Annotated in this window: 15 protein-coding genes; 9 read left to right on the forward strand and 6 right to left on the reverse strand. The window is 74.4% G+C overall.

Going from position 1 to position 16,327, the window contains the following annotated elements; all coding sequences use genetic code 11:
• Positions 1-29: 29 nt before the first annotated feature.
• Complete coding sequence (gene dnaJ, locus ACK8HX_RS14140) at positions 30-1,151, forward strand: molecular chaperone DnaJ (protein ID WP_411941355.1); 1,122 nt, start codon at positions 30-32, stop codon at positions 1,149-1,151.
• A gap of 23 nt (positions 1,152-1,174) precedes the next feature.
• The gene (locus tag ACK8HX_RS14145; RefSeq protein WP_411941356.1) at positions 1,175-1,918 is read left to right on the forward strand and encodes a 16S rRNA (uracil(1498)-N(3))-methyltransferase; all 744 of its coding nucleotides are present in this window, start codon (positions 1,175-1,177) and stop codon (positions 1,916-1,918) included.
• Between the two features lie 24 nt (positions 1,919-1,942).
• On the opposite strand, the gene ACK8HX_RS14150 is transcribed toward ACK8HX_RS14145, so the two are convergent.
• From ACK8HX_RS14150 to ACK8HX_RS14160, 3 genes are all read right to left on the reverse strand, one after another.
• Positions 1,943-3,031: a Gmad2 immunoglobulin-like domain-containing protein gene (locus tag ACK8HX_RS14150; protein WP_411941357.1), complete on the reverse strand. Its 1,089-nt coding sequence runs from the start codon at positions 3,029-3,031 to the stop codon at positions 1,943-1,945.
• Positions 3,028-3,561 carry a SigE family RNA polymerase sigma factor gene (locus ACK8HX_RS14155; RefSeq protein ID WP_411941358.1) on the reverse strand — a complete coding sequence of 178 codons (534 nt, stop codon included), beginning with the start codon at positions 3,559-3,561 and terminating at the stop codon, positions 3,028-3,030. The genes ACK8HX_RS14150 and ACK8HX_RS14155 overlap by 4 nt, the downstream gene beginning before the upstream one ends.
• A 74-nt stretch (positions 3,562-3,635) precedes the next feature.
• Positions 3,636-4,469, reverse strand: coding sequence for an alpha/beta fold hydrolase (locus ACK8HX_RS14160; RefSeq protein WP_411941359.1), 834 nt, complete (start codon positions 4,467-4,469; stop codon positions 3,636-3,638).
• A 60-nt stretch (positions 4,470-4,529) separates the two neighbouring features.
• On the opposite strand from ACK8HX_RS14160, the gene ACK8HX_RS14165 reads away from it, so the two are divergent.
• The 6 genes from ACK8HX_RS14165 (at position 4,530) to ACK8HX_RS14190 (ending at position 13,168) form a co-directional block, all read left to right on the forward strand.
• Positions 4,530-4,883, forward strand: coding sequence for a histidine triad nucleotide-binding protein (locus tag ACK8HX_RS14165; protein ID WP_411941360.1), 354 nt, complete (start codon positions 4,530-4,532; stop codon positions 4,881-4,883).
• 66 nt (positions 4,884-4,949) lie between these two features.
• Positions 4,950-6,014: a PhoH family protein gene (locus ACK8HX_RS14170; RefSeq protein WP_411941361.1), complete on the forward strand. Its 1,065-nt coding sequence runs from the start codon at positions 4,950-4,952 to the stop codon at positions 6,012-6,014.
• On the forward strand, positions 6,011-6,478 hold the full coding sequence (gene ybeY / locus ACK8HX_RS14175; RefSeq protein WP_411941362.1) for an rRNA maturation RNase YbeY: 468 nt from the start codon (positions 6,011-6,013) through the stop codon (positions 6,476-6,478). The genes ACK8HX_RS14170 and ybeY overlap by 4 nt, the downstream gene beginning before the upstream one ends.
• A gap of 19 nt (positions 6,479-6,497) precedes the next feature.
• On the forward strand, positions 6,498-7,790 hold the full coding sequence (locus tag ACK8HX_RS14180; protein WP_411941363.1) for a hemolysin family protein: 1,293 nt from the start codon (positions 6,498-6,500) through the stop codon (positions 7,788-7,790).
• Positions 7,787-8,716, forward strand: a complete 930-nt coding sequence (gene era, locus ACK8HX_RS14185) for a GTPase Era (protein WP_411941364.1) — start codon at positions 7,787-7,789, stop codon at positions 8,714-8,716. The genes ACK8HX_RS14180 and era overlap by 4 nt, the downstream gene beginning before the upstream one ends.
• 102 nt (positions 8,717-8,818) lie before the next feature.
• A complete protein-coding gene (locus ACK8HX_RS14190) occupies positions 8,819-13,168 on the forward strand; it encodes a patatin-like protein (RefSeq protein ID WP_411941365.1) in 4,350 nt (1,449 codons plus the stop codon).
• A 16-nt stretch (positions 13,169-13,184) separates the two neighbouring features.
• Here the strand turns inward: ACK8HX_RS14190 and ACK8HX_RS14195 are convergent, their stop codons facing one another.
• Both ACK8HX_RS14195 and ACK8HX_RS14200 read right to left on the reverse strand, forming a co-directional pair.
• On the reverse strand, positions 13,185-13,886 hold the full coding sequence (locus tag ACK8HX_RS14195; RefSeq protein ID WP_411941366.1) for a helix-turn-helix transcriptional regulator: 702 nt from the start codon (positions 13,884-13,886) through the stop codon (positions 13,185-13,187).
• On the reverse strand, positions 13,883-14,587 hold the full coding sequence (locus ACK8HX_RS14200) for a helix-turn-helix transcriptional regulator (RefSeq protein ID WP_411941367.1): 705 nt from the start codon (positions 14,585-14,587) through the stop codon (positions 13,883-13,885). Before ACK8HX_RS14200 ends, ACK8HX_RS14195 begins: the two co-directional genes overlap by 4 nt.
• 416 nt (positions 14,588-15,003) lie before the next feature.
• Between ACK8HX_RS14200 and ACK8HX_RS14205 the strand changes: the two genes are divergently transcribed.
• Entirely contained in the window at positions 15,004-16,038 is a 1,035-nt protein-coding gene (locus tag ACK8HX_RS14205) for an aspartate-semialdehyde dehydrogenase (protein WP_411941368.1), read from the forward strand.
• 25 nt (positions 16,039-16,063) lie between these two features.
• Here the strand turns inward: ACK8HX_RS14205 and ACK8HX_RS14210 are convergent.
• The coding region (locus ACK8HX_RS14210; protein ID WP_411941369.1) for a hypothetical protein at positions 16,064-16,327 on the reverse strand (264 nt) is incomplete at its 5' end.

Here is a 16,327-nt window from a genome sequence, read left to right on the forward strand (position 1 = left end):
CCAGACCACGTCCGGAGGACTGCCCACCCGTGAACGACTACTACGCCGACCTCGGCGTCGCCCGTGACGCGAGCCCGGAGGACGTCAAGCGCGCCTACCGCAAGGCCGCGCGCCGCCTGCACCCCGACGTCAACCCGGGCCCGGAGGCCGAGGAGCAGTTCAAGAAGGTCTCCCAGGCCTACGACGTGCTCTCCGACGCCGAGAAGCGCCGCGCCTACGACATGGGCTCCGACCCCTACGCCGCCGGGGCCGCCGGCTTCGGCCAGGGATTCTCGTTCAGCGACATCATGGACGCCTTCTTCGGCCAGGGCACGGGCGGGCGCGGCCCGCGCTCGCGCACCGCACGCGGCCAGGACGCCCTCGTCCGCCTCGACATCGACCTCGGCGACGCCGTGTTCGGCGCCGAGAAGGAGCTGACCATCGAGACGGCCGTCGGGTGCGCGACCTGCCACGGCGACGGGATGCGCCCCGGCACCTCGATGCGCACGTGCGACGTCTGCGCCGGTCGCGGCGAGGTCCAGCAGGTCCAGCGCAGCTTCCTCGGCCAGGTGATGACGACCCGCCCGTGCATGACCTGCCAGGGCTTCGGCCAGATCATCACCGACCCCTGCTACGACTGCTCGGGCGACGGGCGGGTCCGCACGCGCCGCACGCTCACCCTCAAGGTGCCGGCGGGCGTCGACACCGGCACCCGCATCCAGCTCGCCGGCGAGGGCGAGGTCGGCCCCGGCGCCGGTCCTGCGGGCGACCTCTACGTCGAGGTCGCCGTCAACCGGCACCCGGTGTTCCAGCGCCGCGGCGACGACCTCCACGCGACGATCGAGGTCCCGATGACGGCCGCCGCCCTCGGCGCGACCCTCGTCATGGACACCTTCGACGGGCCCCAGGACCTCGACGTCCGGCGTGGGGCGCAGTCGGGCGACACCATCACACTGCGCGGGCTCGGCGTCACGCACCTGCGCGGGACCGGGCGCGGCGACGTCATCGTCCACACGATGGTCCAGACCCCCACGCGGCTCGACGACGAGCAGGAGGAGCTGCTGCGCCGGCTCGCCAGGCTCCGCGGCGAGGAGCGACCGGAGGGCCGGGTCACCAACCCCGCCGACGGCGGTCTGTTCGGCAAGCTCCGCGACGCCTTCAAGGCCCGCTGACCCGCCCGCGAGGACTCCCCGCGATGACGCTGCCCCTCCACCTCGTCCGTCACGAGGCCCTCTCGGGCCGCGGGCCGGGGTCGACCGTCGTCCTCGACGGGCCGGAGGGGCGGCACGCCGTGACCGTGCGCCGCACGCGGGTGGGGGAGCACCTCCTCCTCACCGACGGCGCCGGGCTGCGCGTCGAGGGCGAGGTCGTCGCGGTCGGGCGCGACACCCTCGACCTGCGGGTGGTCTCCGTCGCCACCGACCCGGAGCCCAGCCCGCGCCTCGTCCTCGTCCAGGCGCTCGCGAAGAACGACCGCGACGACCAGGCGGTCGAGGCCGCGACCGAGCTCGGCGTCGACGAGGTCGTCCCGTGGCAGGCCTCCCGCAGCGTCGTCCAGTGGCGCGGCGAGCGCGGCGAGAAGGCCCGGCGCAAGTGGGAGGCCGTCCTCGTCGCCGCGACGAAGCAGTCGCGGCGGACCCGTCGTCCGGTGCTGGGCCCCACCTCGAGCACCGCCGACCTCGTGCGCCGGGTCCCCGCAGCCGCCGCGACCCTCGTCCTCCACGAGGACGCCACGACCCCCCTCGCCGGCGTCGAGCTGCCGGGCGAGGGTGACGTGCTCGTCGTCGTCGGGCCCGAGGGCGGCATCGCCCCCGACGAGCTCGACGCGCTCGTCGCCGCCGGGGCCACGGCGGTCCGGCTCGGGGGCACGGTGCTGCGCTCGTCGAGCGCGGGCCCCGCGGCGCTCGCGGTCCTCAGCGCCGCCGCCCGCTGGCGCTGAGCGCGCCGGGGCACCTCCCCGCCCTCAGCGGACCGTGAACGGCATCGTCGTCTCCGCCGAGACCGTCGTCCCGTCCTCGGCGCTGAGCTCGAACACCCGGACGGCGTAGTCCCCGGGGTCCAGGGTGCCCAGCGGGACCTGCCAGGTGCCGCGGTCCGGGGCGCCCGCCGTGGCGGTGACGAACCCCTCGTCGACGACCGCACCGCCGCGCAGGAGCTGCCAGGAGACGGTCGCCTCGAAGACGCACGCCTCGCCCGTGACGGTGACGGAGCGGCCCGCGGTGAGGACCTGCCCACGCGTCGGGGCGGTGACCCAGATCGGGGCGAGGTCCTCGTGGTACTCCTCGCGCGAGGCCGGGCGGCCGTACGTGCGGTCGACCGGCTGGCTCCCGAACAGGGCCACCGACCCGTCGGCGAGCACGAAGCGCACCGGCAGGTTGCCGCGGCCGACGGCCGCCTGGGCCGTCCAGACGAGCTGCTGGACCCCGACGCGCTCGGTGTCCGTCGGGAAGGTCGAGGGCCCGGGACCGGACAGGGTGACGGTGATGCCCGTCGTCGTCACGGCGAGGTCGACGAGGTCGACGCCGTCCCACAGCCCGAGGTAGCCGTCGGTGCCGACGGGGACCGACCCCATCGCCAGCGCGACGGCGGCCCGCGCGCGGGTGCGCTCGTCGGAGTCCCGGGTGACGCCGGGTGCCGTGAGCCACTCGCGGTACAGGCGCACCATCCGTGCCTCGTCCCCGATGGCGGCGGGGTAGTACACCGGGAGGGCGGCCGGCTGCCCGACGGGGGTACTTGCCGACGACGAGGGGGTCGGCGAGGGCGACGGTGCGGTCGGCGAGGGCGCGGGGCTGGTGGCGCTGGCCGTCGGTCGCGGCGACTCGGTGCCCGCGGGGACGCCGTCGCGGCGGTCCGGGAGGCCGAACCAGACGCCGGCGACGACGGCGAGCACCGCGGCCGCCGCGGCGAGCGGCATCCACCACCGGGTTCCGGCCGTGTGGGAGGGAGCGGTGCGCGCGAGGATCTCGGCGAGGCGGTCGCCGGGCTCGACGAGCTCGGCGCGCTCGTCGAGGGCGACCCGCAGGGCCTCGGCGGTGCGGTCGTCGTCGTTCATGTCCGTCCCGTCCCCGCGCGCAGGGCCGCCAGGCCCCGGCTCGCGTGCGTCTTGACCGATCCGGGTGAGATGTCCAGCGCCTCGGCGATCTGCGCCTCCCCGAGGTCGAGGTAGTAGCGCAGGACGAGGACCTCGCGCTGGCGCACGGGCAGGGTGGCCAGCGCACGCAGCAGCTCCTCGCGCGACAGCCCGGCCACGGCGGCGTCCTCCGCGCTCGTCGAGGTGCGCCGGGCGGGGTCGTCGGGGCCGCCGCGCACGGAGGCCGCCCAGCGCTCCTCGACGCCGCGGTGGCGAAGGGCGGAGCGGGAGGCGTTGAGGACGGCCCGCCGCAGGTACGCCGCCGCGGCGCCGCGGTCGCGCAGGCCGCCCCAGTGCCCGTGCAGCGCGACGAACGCGTCCTGGACGACCTCCTCGGCCTCGGCGGCGTCGTGGAGGAGCAGCCACGCGACGCGCACGAGCGGCTGCCAGTGCGAGGCGTACAGCTCCGTCACCGCCTCCTCGGCGGAGCGCGGCACGCCCAGCTCGCCCATGGTCGCCATTGTCACGTCAGGAGGACGCGCAGCCCACCGGTTCGGTTGACACGACCGGCGCGCTGAGGCGGCTCTCAGGCGGTCGGCGTCGTCGCGTGGCGCGCGAGGAAGGAGGCGATGGCGCCCGCGACCTCGTCGGTGTGCGTGACGGCGAGGGTGTGGCCGGCGCCCTCGACGACGACGCCCTCGGCCCCGGGGAACCATGCGGTGACGTGCTCGCGGACCTCCCGGAACCACGGCCCGCTCGCGCTGCCACCGACGTGGAGCACGGGTACCGCGATCTCGCGGGCGTCGTCCTCGGTGAAGTCCCATGCGAGCAGGGCCGGCAGGTCGGCCTCGAAGAAGGTGGGGGCGTCGCGCTCGAGGTCGGCGACCGCCCCCGGCAGGACGTGCTCGAGGTCCGCGCGCCACGCCGGCCCGCCGGTGAGGGTGCCGATCCGCTCCAGGGCCGCCTCGGGGGAGGCACGGTGCGCGGCGACGAGGTCGAGGCAGGCCGCGCGGAAGTCGGGTGCCGCCGGCACGAACACGGGCGGCGGCTCGGCGAGGACGAGGCCGAGGACCAGCTCGGGGCGGGTCAGGGCGAGCTCGAGCGCCACGGCGCCGGAGTACGACGCCCCGACGACGTGGGCGGGCGCTGCGCCGAGGGCCTCGAGGAGGGCGGCGAGGTCGGCGGCGTCGGCGCCGACCGAGCTGGGGTGGAGGGGCGGGCTGCTGCCGGCGTAGCCGCGTCGGTGGTACGTCACGACACGGTGCCCGCCGCCGGCCGCGAGCCGTCGTGCGAGGGGGACGAGCTCGTCGGCGGTGAGCGCCGTCGGCACGACCACGACCGGCTCGCCGGCGCCGACGTCGCTGACCTCGAGGAGGCCGTCCCGCACCTCGAGCAGCCGCCAGTCCGCCACCTCGTGCACCCCGCCATCGTCCAGCGTGACGGCCCGCCCGGCAACGACGCGGACCGGTAGGTTCGGGGCATGAGCGACACGCCTGCCGAGGACTGCCTCTTCTGCCGGATCGTCGCCGGCGGGATCCCCGCGACCGTGGTCGGCGAGACCGAGCACTCCCTGGCGTTCCGCGACATCGAGCCGGCGGCACCCACCCACGTCCTCGTCGTCCCGCGTCGTCACGTCCCGGACCTGGCGGCGCTCGCCGCGACGAGCGCCGACGAGCTCGCCGACCTCGTGGGCCTCGCCGCCGCAGTCGCCGACCGGGAGGGCGTCCCGGGCTACCGGCTCGTCGCGAACACCGGTGCCGCGGCCCAGCAGAGCGTCTTCCACGCCCACCTCCACGTCATCGGCGGGCGCGACCTCACCTGGCCCCCGGGCTGACCCGGCGCGTGGTCGAGGCGTTCTCGTGTGCCGTGCGTCGGTGCGGCCTCGTAGACTCGTCCCACGATGAGTGACGCCCATACCGACCAGCCCGGGAGCGCCGACGCGCAGCCCGGGCCGAGCCATCCCCACGTCCCCCAGCACACCGTCGTCGTCCCGCCCGACGTCCAGATGGTGACGCTCCTCGGTCCGCGCGACGAGATGCTCCGCACCATGGAGCGGCAGTTCCCGCACGTGCAGATCCACGTCCGGGGCAACGAGTTCCACATCTCGGGACCCAGCGCCGACGTCGCGCTCGTCGAACGGCTCATCGACGAGCTGCTCGACGTCATCGACGCGGGCCAGCCGCTCAACCGCGACGCCGTCGAGCGCTCGATCCAGATGCTGCGCGCACAGACCGTCGAGCGCCCCGCCGACGTGCTGACGATGAACATCGTCAGCAACCGGGGTCGCACGATCCGTCCGAAGACGCTGGGGCAGAAGCGCTACGTCGACGCCATCGACGCGAACACCGTCGTGTTCGGCATCGGTCCCGCGGGAACCGGCAAGACCTACCTCGCGATGGCCAAGGCGGTCGCGGCCCTGCAGGCCAAGCAGGTCAACCGGATCATCCTCACCCGCCCGGCCGTCGAGGCGGGGGAGCGGCTCGGCTTCCTCCCCGGCACCCTCAACGACAAGATCGACCCCTACCTGCGTCCGCTCTACGACGCGCTGCACGACATGGTCGACCCCGAGTCGATCCCGCGCCTCATGGCGGCCGGCACGATCGAGGTCGCCCCGCTGGCGTACATGAGGGGCAGGACGCTCAATGATGCGTTCATCATCCTCGATGAGGCGCAGAACACCTCGCCCGAGCAGATGAAGATGTTCCTCACCCGCCTCGGGTTCGGCTCGAAGATGGTCGTCACCGGCGACGTCACCCAGGTCGACCTGCCCGGCGGCACCCACAGCGGGCTGCGGGTCGTCCGCGACATCCTCACCGACCTCGAGGACGTCCACTTCGCCGAGCTCACGGCGTTCGACGTCGTGCGCCACCGCCTCGTCGGGGCGATCGTCGAGGCGTACGGCCGGTGGGACGACACGCAGCACACCCGCGGTCCGAAGCCGGACCGGAAGGGACCGCAGCGGTGAGCATCGACGTCCTCAACGAGACCGACGTCGTGCTCGACGAGCTCGAGCTCGTCAACATCTCGCGCTACGTCCTCGAGCAGATGCGGGTCCACCCGCAGGCCGAGCTGTGCATCCGGCTCGTCGACGAGGCCGCGATGGAGACCCTGCACGTGCAGTGGATGGACCTGCCCGGGCCCACCGACGTCATGAGCTTCCCCATGGACGAGCTGCGCCCGGGCCGCGACGGGGTCGAGCCGCAGGAGGGCATGCTCGGCGACATCGTCCTGTGCCCCACGGTCGCGGCGAGGCAGGCCCGCGAGGCCGGGCACGCCACCGAGGAGGAGCTCTTGCTGCTCACGACGCACGGCATCCTCCACCTCCTCGGCTTCGACCACGCCGAGCCCGACGAGGAGAAGGAGATGTTCGAGCTGCAGCGCCAGCTGCTGCTCACCTTCCTCGCCACCCGCGGCCGGCCCACGGCCTGACCGCGCGCCAGGACTCCCCATGACCGGACTCGTCACCGCCGCGGTGGTCGCCACCCTCGTCGCCTTCGTCATCTCCACGGCCGAGGCCGCCTTCCAGCGGATGTCGCGCACCCGCGCCCACGAGCTGCTCGAGGAGGGGCGCCCCGGCGCTCGCGCCCTCGTGCGGGTCGTGGGCGACACCGCGGCCTACCTGTCGGTGCTCTCGTTCGTGCGCGTCATCGCCGAGTCGACGGTCGCGGTGATGGTCACCCTCGCCGTCACCGACTTCGTCGACGGCACCGTCCAGGGCTTCCTCGTCGCCATCGGGATCATGGCGCTGATCTCGTTCGCCGTCGTCGGGGTCTCGCCCGGGACGCTCGGCGTCCAGCACAGCACGCGGGTCGCGCTGGCGGCGGCACCGACGACGGTGTGGGTGCGCCGCGTCCTCGGGCCGTTCTCGCGGCTGCTCATCGCCATCGCCAACGCCATCACCCCGGGCAAGGGGTTCCGTGACGGGCCCTTCGAGAGCGAGGCCGAGCTGCGCGACCTCGTCGACCTCGCCCGCGACTCCGCGCTCATCGAGGCCGACGAGCGGGAGATGCTCCACTCCGTCTTCGAGCTCGGCGACACGATCACCCGAGAGGTCATGGTGCCGCGCACCGACATGGTCGCCATCGACGAGGACCGCGTGTGCCGCCAGGCGATGAGCCTGTTCCTGCGCTCGGGGTTCTCGCGGATCCCGGTGCTCGGGCGCGACGTCGACGACGTCGTGGGGCTGCTCTACCTCAAGGACGTCATCCGGCGCACCAACGCCGACCCGAAGGCCGGCTCGGTGCCCGTCACCGAGGTCATGCGCCCGATGCCGTTCGTCCCCGAGAGCAAGCCGGTCGACGACCTGCTCCGCGAGATGCAGCTGGACCAGACCCACTTCGCCGTCGTCGTCGACGAGTACGGCGGCACCGCGGGCCTGGTGACGATCGAGGACATCCTCGAGGAGATCGTCGGCGAGATCACCGACGAGTACGACCGCGAGGCACCCGAGGTCGAGGACCTCGGCGACGGGCGCGTCCGGGTCGCGGCGACGATGCACGTCGACGACCTCGCCGAGCTGTTCGACGTCGACCTCGACGAGGACGCCGTCGACACCGTCGGTGGCCTCATCGGCAAGACGATCGGACGGGTACCGATCCTCGGGTCGACCTGCGAGGTCGCCGGCCTGCGGCTCACCGCCGAGCGGATGTCGGGACGGCGGCACCGCATCGCCACCGTCATCGTCGAGCGGGTCGAGCCGGTGACGGTCGAGCCCGCCGAGGTCGAGGAGAGGGTCGGATGACGGGGGTCGGGCCGGACGGGTTCGTCGCCGGGTTCGCGTGCCTCATCGGGCGTCCGAACGCGGGCAAGTCGACGCTGACGAACGCGCTCGTCGGGCAGAAGGTCGCCATCACGTCGAGCAAGCCGCAGACGACGCGGCACACGATCCGGGGCATCGTCACCACCGCGTCGAGCCAGCTCGTCCTCGTCGACACCCCCGGCCTGCACAAGCCGCGCACGCTGCTGGGGGAGCGCCTCAACGACCTCGTCCGCGAGACGCTGCTCGAGGTCGACGTCATCGGGTTCTGCGTCCCGGCCGACCAGCGGATCGGCCCCGGCGACCGGTTCATCGCCGCCGAGCTCGCCGAGCTCGGGCGGGGCAAGCGCACGCCGGTGGTCGCCATCGCGACGAAGTCCGACACGGTCGACCGCGAGCGGCTGGCCGAGCACCTCATCGCCCTGGACCAGCTCGGCGACTGGGCCGACATCATCCCCTGCTCCGCGACCCGCGGGGACCAGGTCGAGGAGGTGGCCGACGTCCTCTCGGGACACCTGCCGCCCTCGCCCGGCCCGCTCTACCCGGACGGCCAGCTCACCGACGAGCCGGAGGCGGTGATGATCGCCGAGCTGGTCCGCGAGGCCGCGCTGGAGGGCGTCCGCGACGAGCTGCCGCACAGCCTCGCGGTCGTCGTCGAGGAGATGGTCCCGCGCGAGGGCCGCCCACCCGACAAGCCGCTCCTCGACGTGCGGGTCAACGTCTTCGTCGAGCGCGACAGCCAGAAGGCGATCGTCATCGGGCGCGGCGGGTCCCGCCTGCGCGAGGTCGGGACGAACGCGCGCCACGGCATCGAGGCGCTGCTCGGCCAGCGGGTGCACCTCGACCTCCACGTCAAGGTCGCCAAGGACTGGCAGCGCGACCCCAAGCAGCTCGGCCGGCTCGGGTTCTGACGCGCACCGTCGGCGTATCAGCGGTGCGCTGACCTGCTCCTCCTTGCCGAGGGGCTCGGCACGGGTGAACCATGAGGAGCCCCCTGAGTCGGAGGTGCGGTCATGGGTGACGGCCCGGCGAACGCGGAGACGACCGGTCTCCTCGGACACGACCTGAGTGCGGTGCCACCCGAGGAGGTCCGCTTCGCGGTCGTCCTCAACGGCGGGGTGTCGCTCGCCGTGTGGATGGGCGGGGTCGCCCTCGAGCTGGACCAGCTGGCGAAGGCCCGGCGACGAGAGGTCCCCGTCTACGACCTGCTCCTCGCCATGACCGGGTGCTCGGCGCGGGTCGACATCGTCAGCGGGACGTCTGCGGGCGGGGTCAACGGGGCGGCCCTGGCCCTCGCCCAGGTCAACGAGCTCGCGGACCTGTCCCAGCTCCGGGACGTCTGGGCGGAGCAGGGACGCATCGAGGCCCTGCTCCGCCAGCCCGTGTCGGGCTCGCCGGCCTCCCTGCTCAAGGGCGACGAGCACTTCCTCCCCGCCCTGACCGCGGCGATGGCCCGCCTGGCCTGGCCGAACGAGATCGTGCCGGCGGACCGGGCCCCGATGGACCTCACGATGATGACGACGCTGCTCAACCCCACGCAGAAGGTCACCGTCGACGCCCTCGGGCAGCGGCTGCCCCAGGCGGTGCACAGTGCGTCGTTCCGGTGGACCCGGTCCGCCGACGGGTCCGGGCACCGGGACCCGTTCGACGCGTCCCACATCCAGGTCACCGCGGCCGAGCTCGCCCTCGCGGCGCGCAGCTCGTCCAGCTTCCCCGTCGCCTTCGAACCGAGCTACGTGCCCGTCAACGCCCCGGCGCCCGTCGGGCGGCCCGAGGCGCGGCTCCCCGATCTCGGGGCACGAGCGAGGGAGTGGGCCGACCGGGGGCGGGACTGCTCGCGCTTCGTCGTCGACGGTGGCGTGCTCGCGAACACCCCGACCCGCCAGGCCCTCGAGGCGATGCAGAGGATGCCCGCCGACGGGCCCGTGCGCCGGGTCATGCTGCTCGTCTACCCCCACGCCCCCGCCCCCGCCGAGGTCCCGGCGGACGACCGGCTGGCGGCGCCGACCCTCACGAAGACGCTCGCGGGCGTGCTGGGGGCGCTGTCCGCCCAGGGCAGCCGGACCTTCGTCGAGGAGGTGTCGGCACACAACCTGCACGCCTCCGCCCGCCGTGGCACGCGCAGCGAGATCCTCGACCGCGTCACCTCGCGGGACGAGCGGGACGAGCGGGACGAGCGGGACGAGCGGGACGGCGCGGACGAGCTGGAGCGGATCGCGGGCAGCCTGTTCACCCACTACCGGTGGCTGCGTCGCAGCCAGGCCTCGCGGACGCTGGCCGGGTGGCTGCTGGACGCCGGACCCCTGACGGTCGGGTGGGACCGCGAGCCGTGGGACGTCGAGCGGGTCCGTGCCGAGGCGGAGGTGGCCCAGGTCGAGGGCGTGGAGGTCGTGGGCCAGTCCGCCCGGGGGCTGCCCTACGTGCCGGCCCGGTTCCCGACCCGGACGGACCCGGAGCGGAACGACGTCTGGGCGTGGGGGCACACGACGGCCATCGGGCTCGCCGACGCCGTCAACGAGATCCTGCGTGACCTCGCCTGGGTCGTCCCCGAGGACGAGCCGGGGAGGACGAGCGAGGCCCGGGCCACGATCGTCGCCGCACGGAGGACGGTGTCGACGACGCTGCGGACGCTGCACCAGTCCCGCACGGACATGGACGCGGTGTGGCTCCTCGACCCGCTGGTCACGATGCGGCCCGACCGGAACTACTGGAGGCTGCGGCTGAGCGCGTACGCACGGTGGATGGCGGGGGGCGAGGACCAGCCGGTGCGCGCGGCCCTCACGCGGGTGCTCGACGCGGAGCGCGACCGTCTGCGCGGGCACGCGGCGGGGGAGGAGGACGTCGCGGAGGCCGAGCGGCGGCGACAGCGAGCCGCCGACCTCGTCCTGCGGGGGAGTGCGGGGGAGGTCGGGGCGACCGTGCGTCAGTGCGTGGACACCGTCATCACCTGCCTGCTCGACGTGCTGCCGATCCTTCGCACGTACTGTCGGTACGACGCCGCCCAGTCGCCCCTCCAGCAGAGCCTGGGTGTCCGCCAGCAGCTCGAGCGGTGGCGCGACCTGCTGGCCCCGACCGACCGGCTCGAGTCGGCGGACCGGCTCCTGACGACCCTCCTGCACCTGGAGGTCGCGAGCGTCACCCTCGGCGACGGCACACCCAGCGGCCTGACCATCCCCGTCGAGCTGGTCCAGGTCTCGGCGCAGACCGAGAACGCGTTCGCGACGTACAGCCGCACGGGTGACGAGAAGCTCGGCGGGTGGTCGGTCAACCGGTTCGGGGGCTTCCTCAAGCGGTCGTGGCGCGTCAACGACTGGACATGGGGCCGGCTGGACGCGGCGTCGGCGCTGTGCCGCACGGTGCTCGACCCGGCGCGGGTGCGTCGCACCGCCGTGCTCGCCGGGTACCTGGACAGCGGCTCCTCACCGGCCGCGCTCGCGCAGCAGACCCTCGACGAGCTCGTGGTGACGCTCTTCCCGGGGAGCCCCCTCGATGGTGACGCCCGCTTCGCGTACCACCGGCAGGAGGCGCTCCGCGAGCTCACCACCGCCTTCACCGTCGCGGTGCCGCGCGAGGAGCTCCCGGCCACGATGCCCTCGCTCGCCGCGCTCTTCGCGTGGGCACGCCAGCTCGACCTCATCCCCCAGGAGGTGTCGGCCCTGGCCGCCGCCGTGCGCCAGGACGACGTCGAGGGGGCCAGCCCCCGGTCGCGGGGCAAGGCGATGCTCGAGGCGGAGCGGCCGCTCCTGACCCGGTTGGACCGGGCCCTCGGTGAGGACCGACCGGTGTCGGCCCAGGACCGCGTCCGACTCCTCACCGCCTTCGACCGGGCCGGGGTGGGGCGGGAGGACCTCGCCGTCGAGGCGTCGAGCGACCTGGTCATCCGGAGCGCGTCGACGGCGGGGACGGTGACGACCTCGGTGCTCGACTCCCCGGCCTCCGGTCTGGCGGCGGTCCGCCCGGTGACCAAGGTGCTGCGGGGCGGGATGCTCGTCGTGCACTGGCTGGTCGTCGGGCTGACCTCGCGCAGCGTCGTCCCGCGGACCCTCGCGATGCTCGGGCTCGCCCTCGGCGCCGTCCTGCTCGTCGCCTCGCTGCTCGGCGCCCTGCCGGAGTCCTGGTCCGGCCCCGCGTCGCTCATCGGCATCTCGTGCCTGCTGGCGGCCTTCGCGTTCGGGGCGCTGCGCACCGGGACCGTGCTGCACGGGCTCGTGCTCATCAGTCCGATCGTGCCGCTGCTCACCTACGCCTACGCCCTGCCCGACGGCACGGCCGGGGACGGCACGGCTCCCGAGGGCGCGGTGTCGGCGACCCGCGGTGCCGTCACCCTCACGGCGATGGCGGGACTCGTGCTCGGCCTGTTCCTCCTCGGCAGCCTCCCGGCCTCGCACGGCAGCGTCTGGGACGCCCTCGGCCGCCTCGGCGAGCGCCGCGGGCTGCCCCCGACGGACACCCAGGACCTCAAGGCGCTCGACCGGCTGCGGGTCGGCGCGCGACGGCGGGCGACGGCGGTGTGGCGTTCGCTGCCGTCGGTCGGCCTGCCGCTGGTCGTGGTCGCCCTGCCCGTCTTCCTCGCCTGGGGGATCTCGCGGCTGAGCGCCGAGTGGGTCCAGGAGGAGCTGCTCCGGGCGCGCGGCTGGATCACCTGGCTGAGCCTCGCCGCCCTCGTCGTCGGAGCCGCGGCCGCCTTCCTCTTCGGTGACCTGCTCCGCCCCATCGGGCGCAGGGTCGCCGGTGGTGGACCGGAGGCCGAGGACGCGGCCTCGGTCGACGCCGGGGCCGAGGACCCCGCGCCCGAGTGGGTGTACGGGGTGCTGGCCGACCCGCTGGCGGTCGCGGCCTCGTGGGCCGTGCTCTACGGAGGGATGTACCTCCTGGTGGCGAACGTGGTCCTGTGGCGTGGCTTCGACGTCCCGCCCGGGGAGGCTGCGGAGACGTGGCTGGTGGCGATCGTCGTCACGGCGCTCGTCCTCGGCCTCGTCCTCACGGCGATCTACCCGCTGTTCGTCCCGCTGCGCGTCCTGCGGCGGCACGAACGCCGTGAGCTGGAGCGCGACGCCGTCACGTCCACCCGGCCCGGTCTCCGGCGGCCACGTGCGAGCCAGGACCGCGACGAGGAGTCCAGGCGGCGAGGCGCCTACGCCGTCGACCTCGCCGAGCGCGGGGTCGGGTACCGATGGCTCGTGTCGCGCGACGCGGTCCACCGGCAGCCCGCGCTGACCGCGCGAGGAGCCGAGCTCCTCCGACGGCTCGACGAGGCCCTCGACCCCGGCCCCCACCGCGGGCTGCGCTGGCGGCTCGAGCGGGTGCTCTGGCGGTTCCGGAGGCCGAAGGTCGGCCAGCACCGAGGACCCGGTCACGCCTGACCCGCTGGCCGGGGCGTCAGTAGGCGGCGCCGGTGATGAGCCCGATGGCGTGGGTGCGGCTGCGGGCGCCGAGGCGGCGGACGATCTCGGCGACCTCCGCGGAGACGGTGCGGACCGAGACCCCGAGCGCCCGGGCGATCTCGCGGTCGCTCGCACCGGCGGTGAGGTGGAAGGCGACCTGCACCATCCGGCGCGTGAACGGCGGGTCCTCGCCGGGCGCGATGGCCGGTTCGGCCGAGCGCCAGGCGGCGTCGAAGACGCGGACCGCGGCGGCGACGACGCGCCCGTCGGTCGACTCCCAGACCGAGGTCACCGGCGTGACGCTGTGCGGCTCGCCGACGAAGATCCGGGCGCCGTCGACGACGAGCATGCTGTCGACGACGTGACCGACCCGCAGGTAAGGGTGGTGGTGGCTCGCCAGCAGCGGCAGGCGGGTCAGCGCCCGCCCGGAGGTGAGGTAGCGCAGGTCCATCGCCGGGCGGTGTCGCAGCTCGGCGAAGGGCCGTGCGACGCCGACCTGGGTCCAGGACGGCACGAGGGTCATGTGCCACACGCTGTGCCGGACCCGCTGGGCCACGGCGGCGGCCGCGGTGGCGTAGGCCGTCTCGACCGCGCCGAGGGCCCGCAGCCGGGGGTCTCCGGCAGCGACGAGCTCGTGGACCCAGGTGAAGAAGGCGCGGGCCTCCTCGCCGTCGTCCGGGCCGCCGGCGGGGCTCACGCGTCGCTCCCGGCCATGAGGGCGACGGCGTGGGTGCGGTTGCGCGCACCACACCAGTCGACGACGCGGCGGACGGCGACCTGCACGGTCCGTGCGCCGATCCCGAGGCGGGCGGCGATCTCGGCGTCGGTGTCCCCGTCCATCATCGCGAACGCGACCTCGAGGGACCGGGCGTCGAGGAGGGGGAGGAGCGCGACGTCCTCGACCGGTGTGGCCCGCTCCCACAGCCCGAGGAAGGTCTCGGCCGCCGCTCGCACGACCTCGGCGTCCTCGGTGCGCCAGTAGTCGGGTCCCTGGGGCCCCGCGCGCCGCCCGCGCACGAGGAGGACGTCGTCGGCGAGCAGCAGCGCTCCGGCGAGGGGGGTCACGCGGCCGGGGGCGCCCTCGAGGTGGTACATCGAGGGCAGCAGCCTCACGCGCAGCCCGGCGGGGGAGATGAGTCCCCGGCAGTCCACTCCCTGGGCGACGGCGTCGGCGGTCATCCGGTGGCCGCGGCGCATGCTGCCGATCGACGGGTTGTCCGAGGTGCTCCAGACGCGGCGGTGGGTGACCTCGGGGAGACGGTTGACGTGCTCGGTGGTCGCGGCCCCCGTGCCGATCAGGTGGAAGGCCCGGTCGCCGGCGGCGATGCGTCCGTGGACCTCGTCGAAGAAGGCGGCCCCTCCCGACCTCGTCGTCCGTCCCTCGTCGACGCCCGCCACGCGTCCGCTCTCCCGTCGTCGTTCCGCGGCCCATCGCCGCAGGTTGCGGGCCCAAGAGTAGTGGGCCCGGGCGCGCGGGGGTGGCGGGGGAGCGCGCCGCTGGAGGCCGCGCGGGCGGTGGCGCCGCCGCGGCACGGACACATCGACCCCTCCGGTCCGACGCGTCCGTGCCGCGGGCCGTCGGTGCAGCAGCGGTGGGCTCCCCCGAGGGGCCCACCGCATCCGACGGCTGGCCGCGGATCCCCCGGACACGCCGGTGGGGCACGACGCGTCCAACTGTGCGAGTCCTGTGTCCGCGGCGCCACCCGGGTTGCGAGAACTCGCAGTCCCGTCGTCGCCGGCGGGCCCGTCGGGTGGGGACGGCCCGGATGGTGAGCGTGGACGCCGCCCCTGCGACCGGCTCCTAGACTGGGGCCATGCGAGTCGGAGTCTTCGGGGCCACCGGACAGGTCGGCACCGTCATGCGCACCCTCCTCGACGAGCGGGGCTTCCCGGTCGACGAGATCCGCTACTTCGCGTCAGCGCGATCCGCGGGCAGCACGCTGCCGTGGAAGGGCGAGGACGTCGTCGTCGAGGACACGGCGACGGCCGACTTCTCCGGCCTGGACGTCGCGCTGTTCTCCAACGGTGGCTCGACCTCGAAGGAGTGGGCGCCGCGGGTCGCCGCGGCGGGCGCGACGGTCGTCGACAACAGCAGCGCGTGGCGCAAGGACCCCGAGGTGCCGCTCGTGGTGTCCGAGGTGAACGCCGACGACCTCGACGACATCCCCAAGGGCATCGTCGCGAACCCCAACTGCACGACGATGGCCGCGATGCCGGTCCTCAAGCCGCTGCACGACGCGGCCGGTCTCGTGCGGCTGCACGTGAGCAGCTACCAGGCGGTGTCCGGCTCCGGTGGCGTGGGCCTCACCGAGCTCGACTCCCAGCTGCGCGGCGGCTACGCGGCCGGCGACCCGAAGGAGCTCGCCCTCGACGGGTCGGCCCTCGCCCTGCCGGCGCCGCAGGTGTACGCCGTGCCGGTCGGGTTCAACGTCGTCCCGCTCGCCGGGTCGATCGTCGACGACGGCTCGCTCGAGACCGACGAGGAGCAGAAGCTGCGCAACGAGTCGCGCAAGATCCTCCACGTCCCTGACCTCCGGGTCTCGGGCACGTGCGTGCGTGTGCCGGTGTTCAGCGGTCACTCGCTCGCGATCCACGCCGAGTTCGCCGACGACATCGACCCCGAGCAGGCCCTCGCCCTCCTCGCGAAGGCGCCCGGGGTCGTCGTCACGGACGTGCCGAACCCGTTGCAGGCGACGGGTCGCGACGAGGTGTTCGTCGGCCGGGTCCGCCGTGACCAGGCGGCTCCCGACGGCAAGGGCCTCAACCTGTTCGTCGTCGGGGACAACCTGCGCAAGGGCGCCGCGCTCAACGCGGTCCAGATCGCCGAGGAGCTGCTCAAGCGCCGCTGAGCCTCCTCGGCTCGGCCGGTCCCCGTCAGAAGGGTGGTTCGTCGGGGACGTGGCGCCTGCCGGGACTCGTGGTGCGCCGACAGCGCCGGTGCGGGTCGAGGACGGTGATGGTGTCGGCGGGGCGGATGACGCTGACTCGGCCTGCGCGCCCGTTCGTGGTGCGGCGGGTCCGGGCGGGCAGGGTGGTCAGGTCGGGTCCGAGGAGGTGCTCGAGCGCGTACTCGAGGTGGCTGAACCGGTCGGGTGGGGTGGCCCGTGGTGCGGGGGTGCCGGGTCGGTCGCTGGCGGC

The sequence above is a fragment of the Oryzobacter faecalis genome (assembly GCF_046764005.1).
GTDB lineage: Bacteria > Actinomycetota > Actinomycetes > Actinomycetales > Dermatophilaceae > Oryzobacter > Oryzobacter faecalis.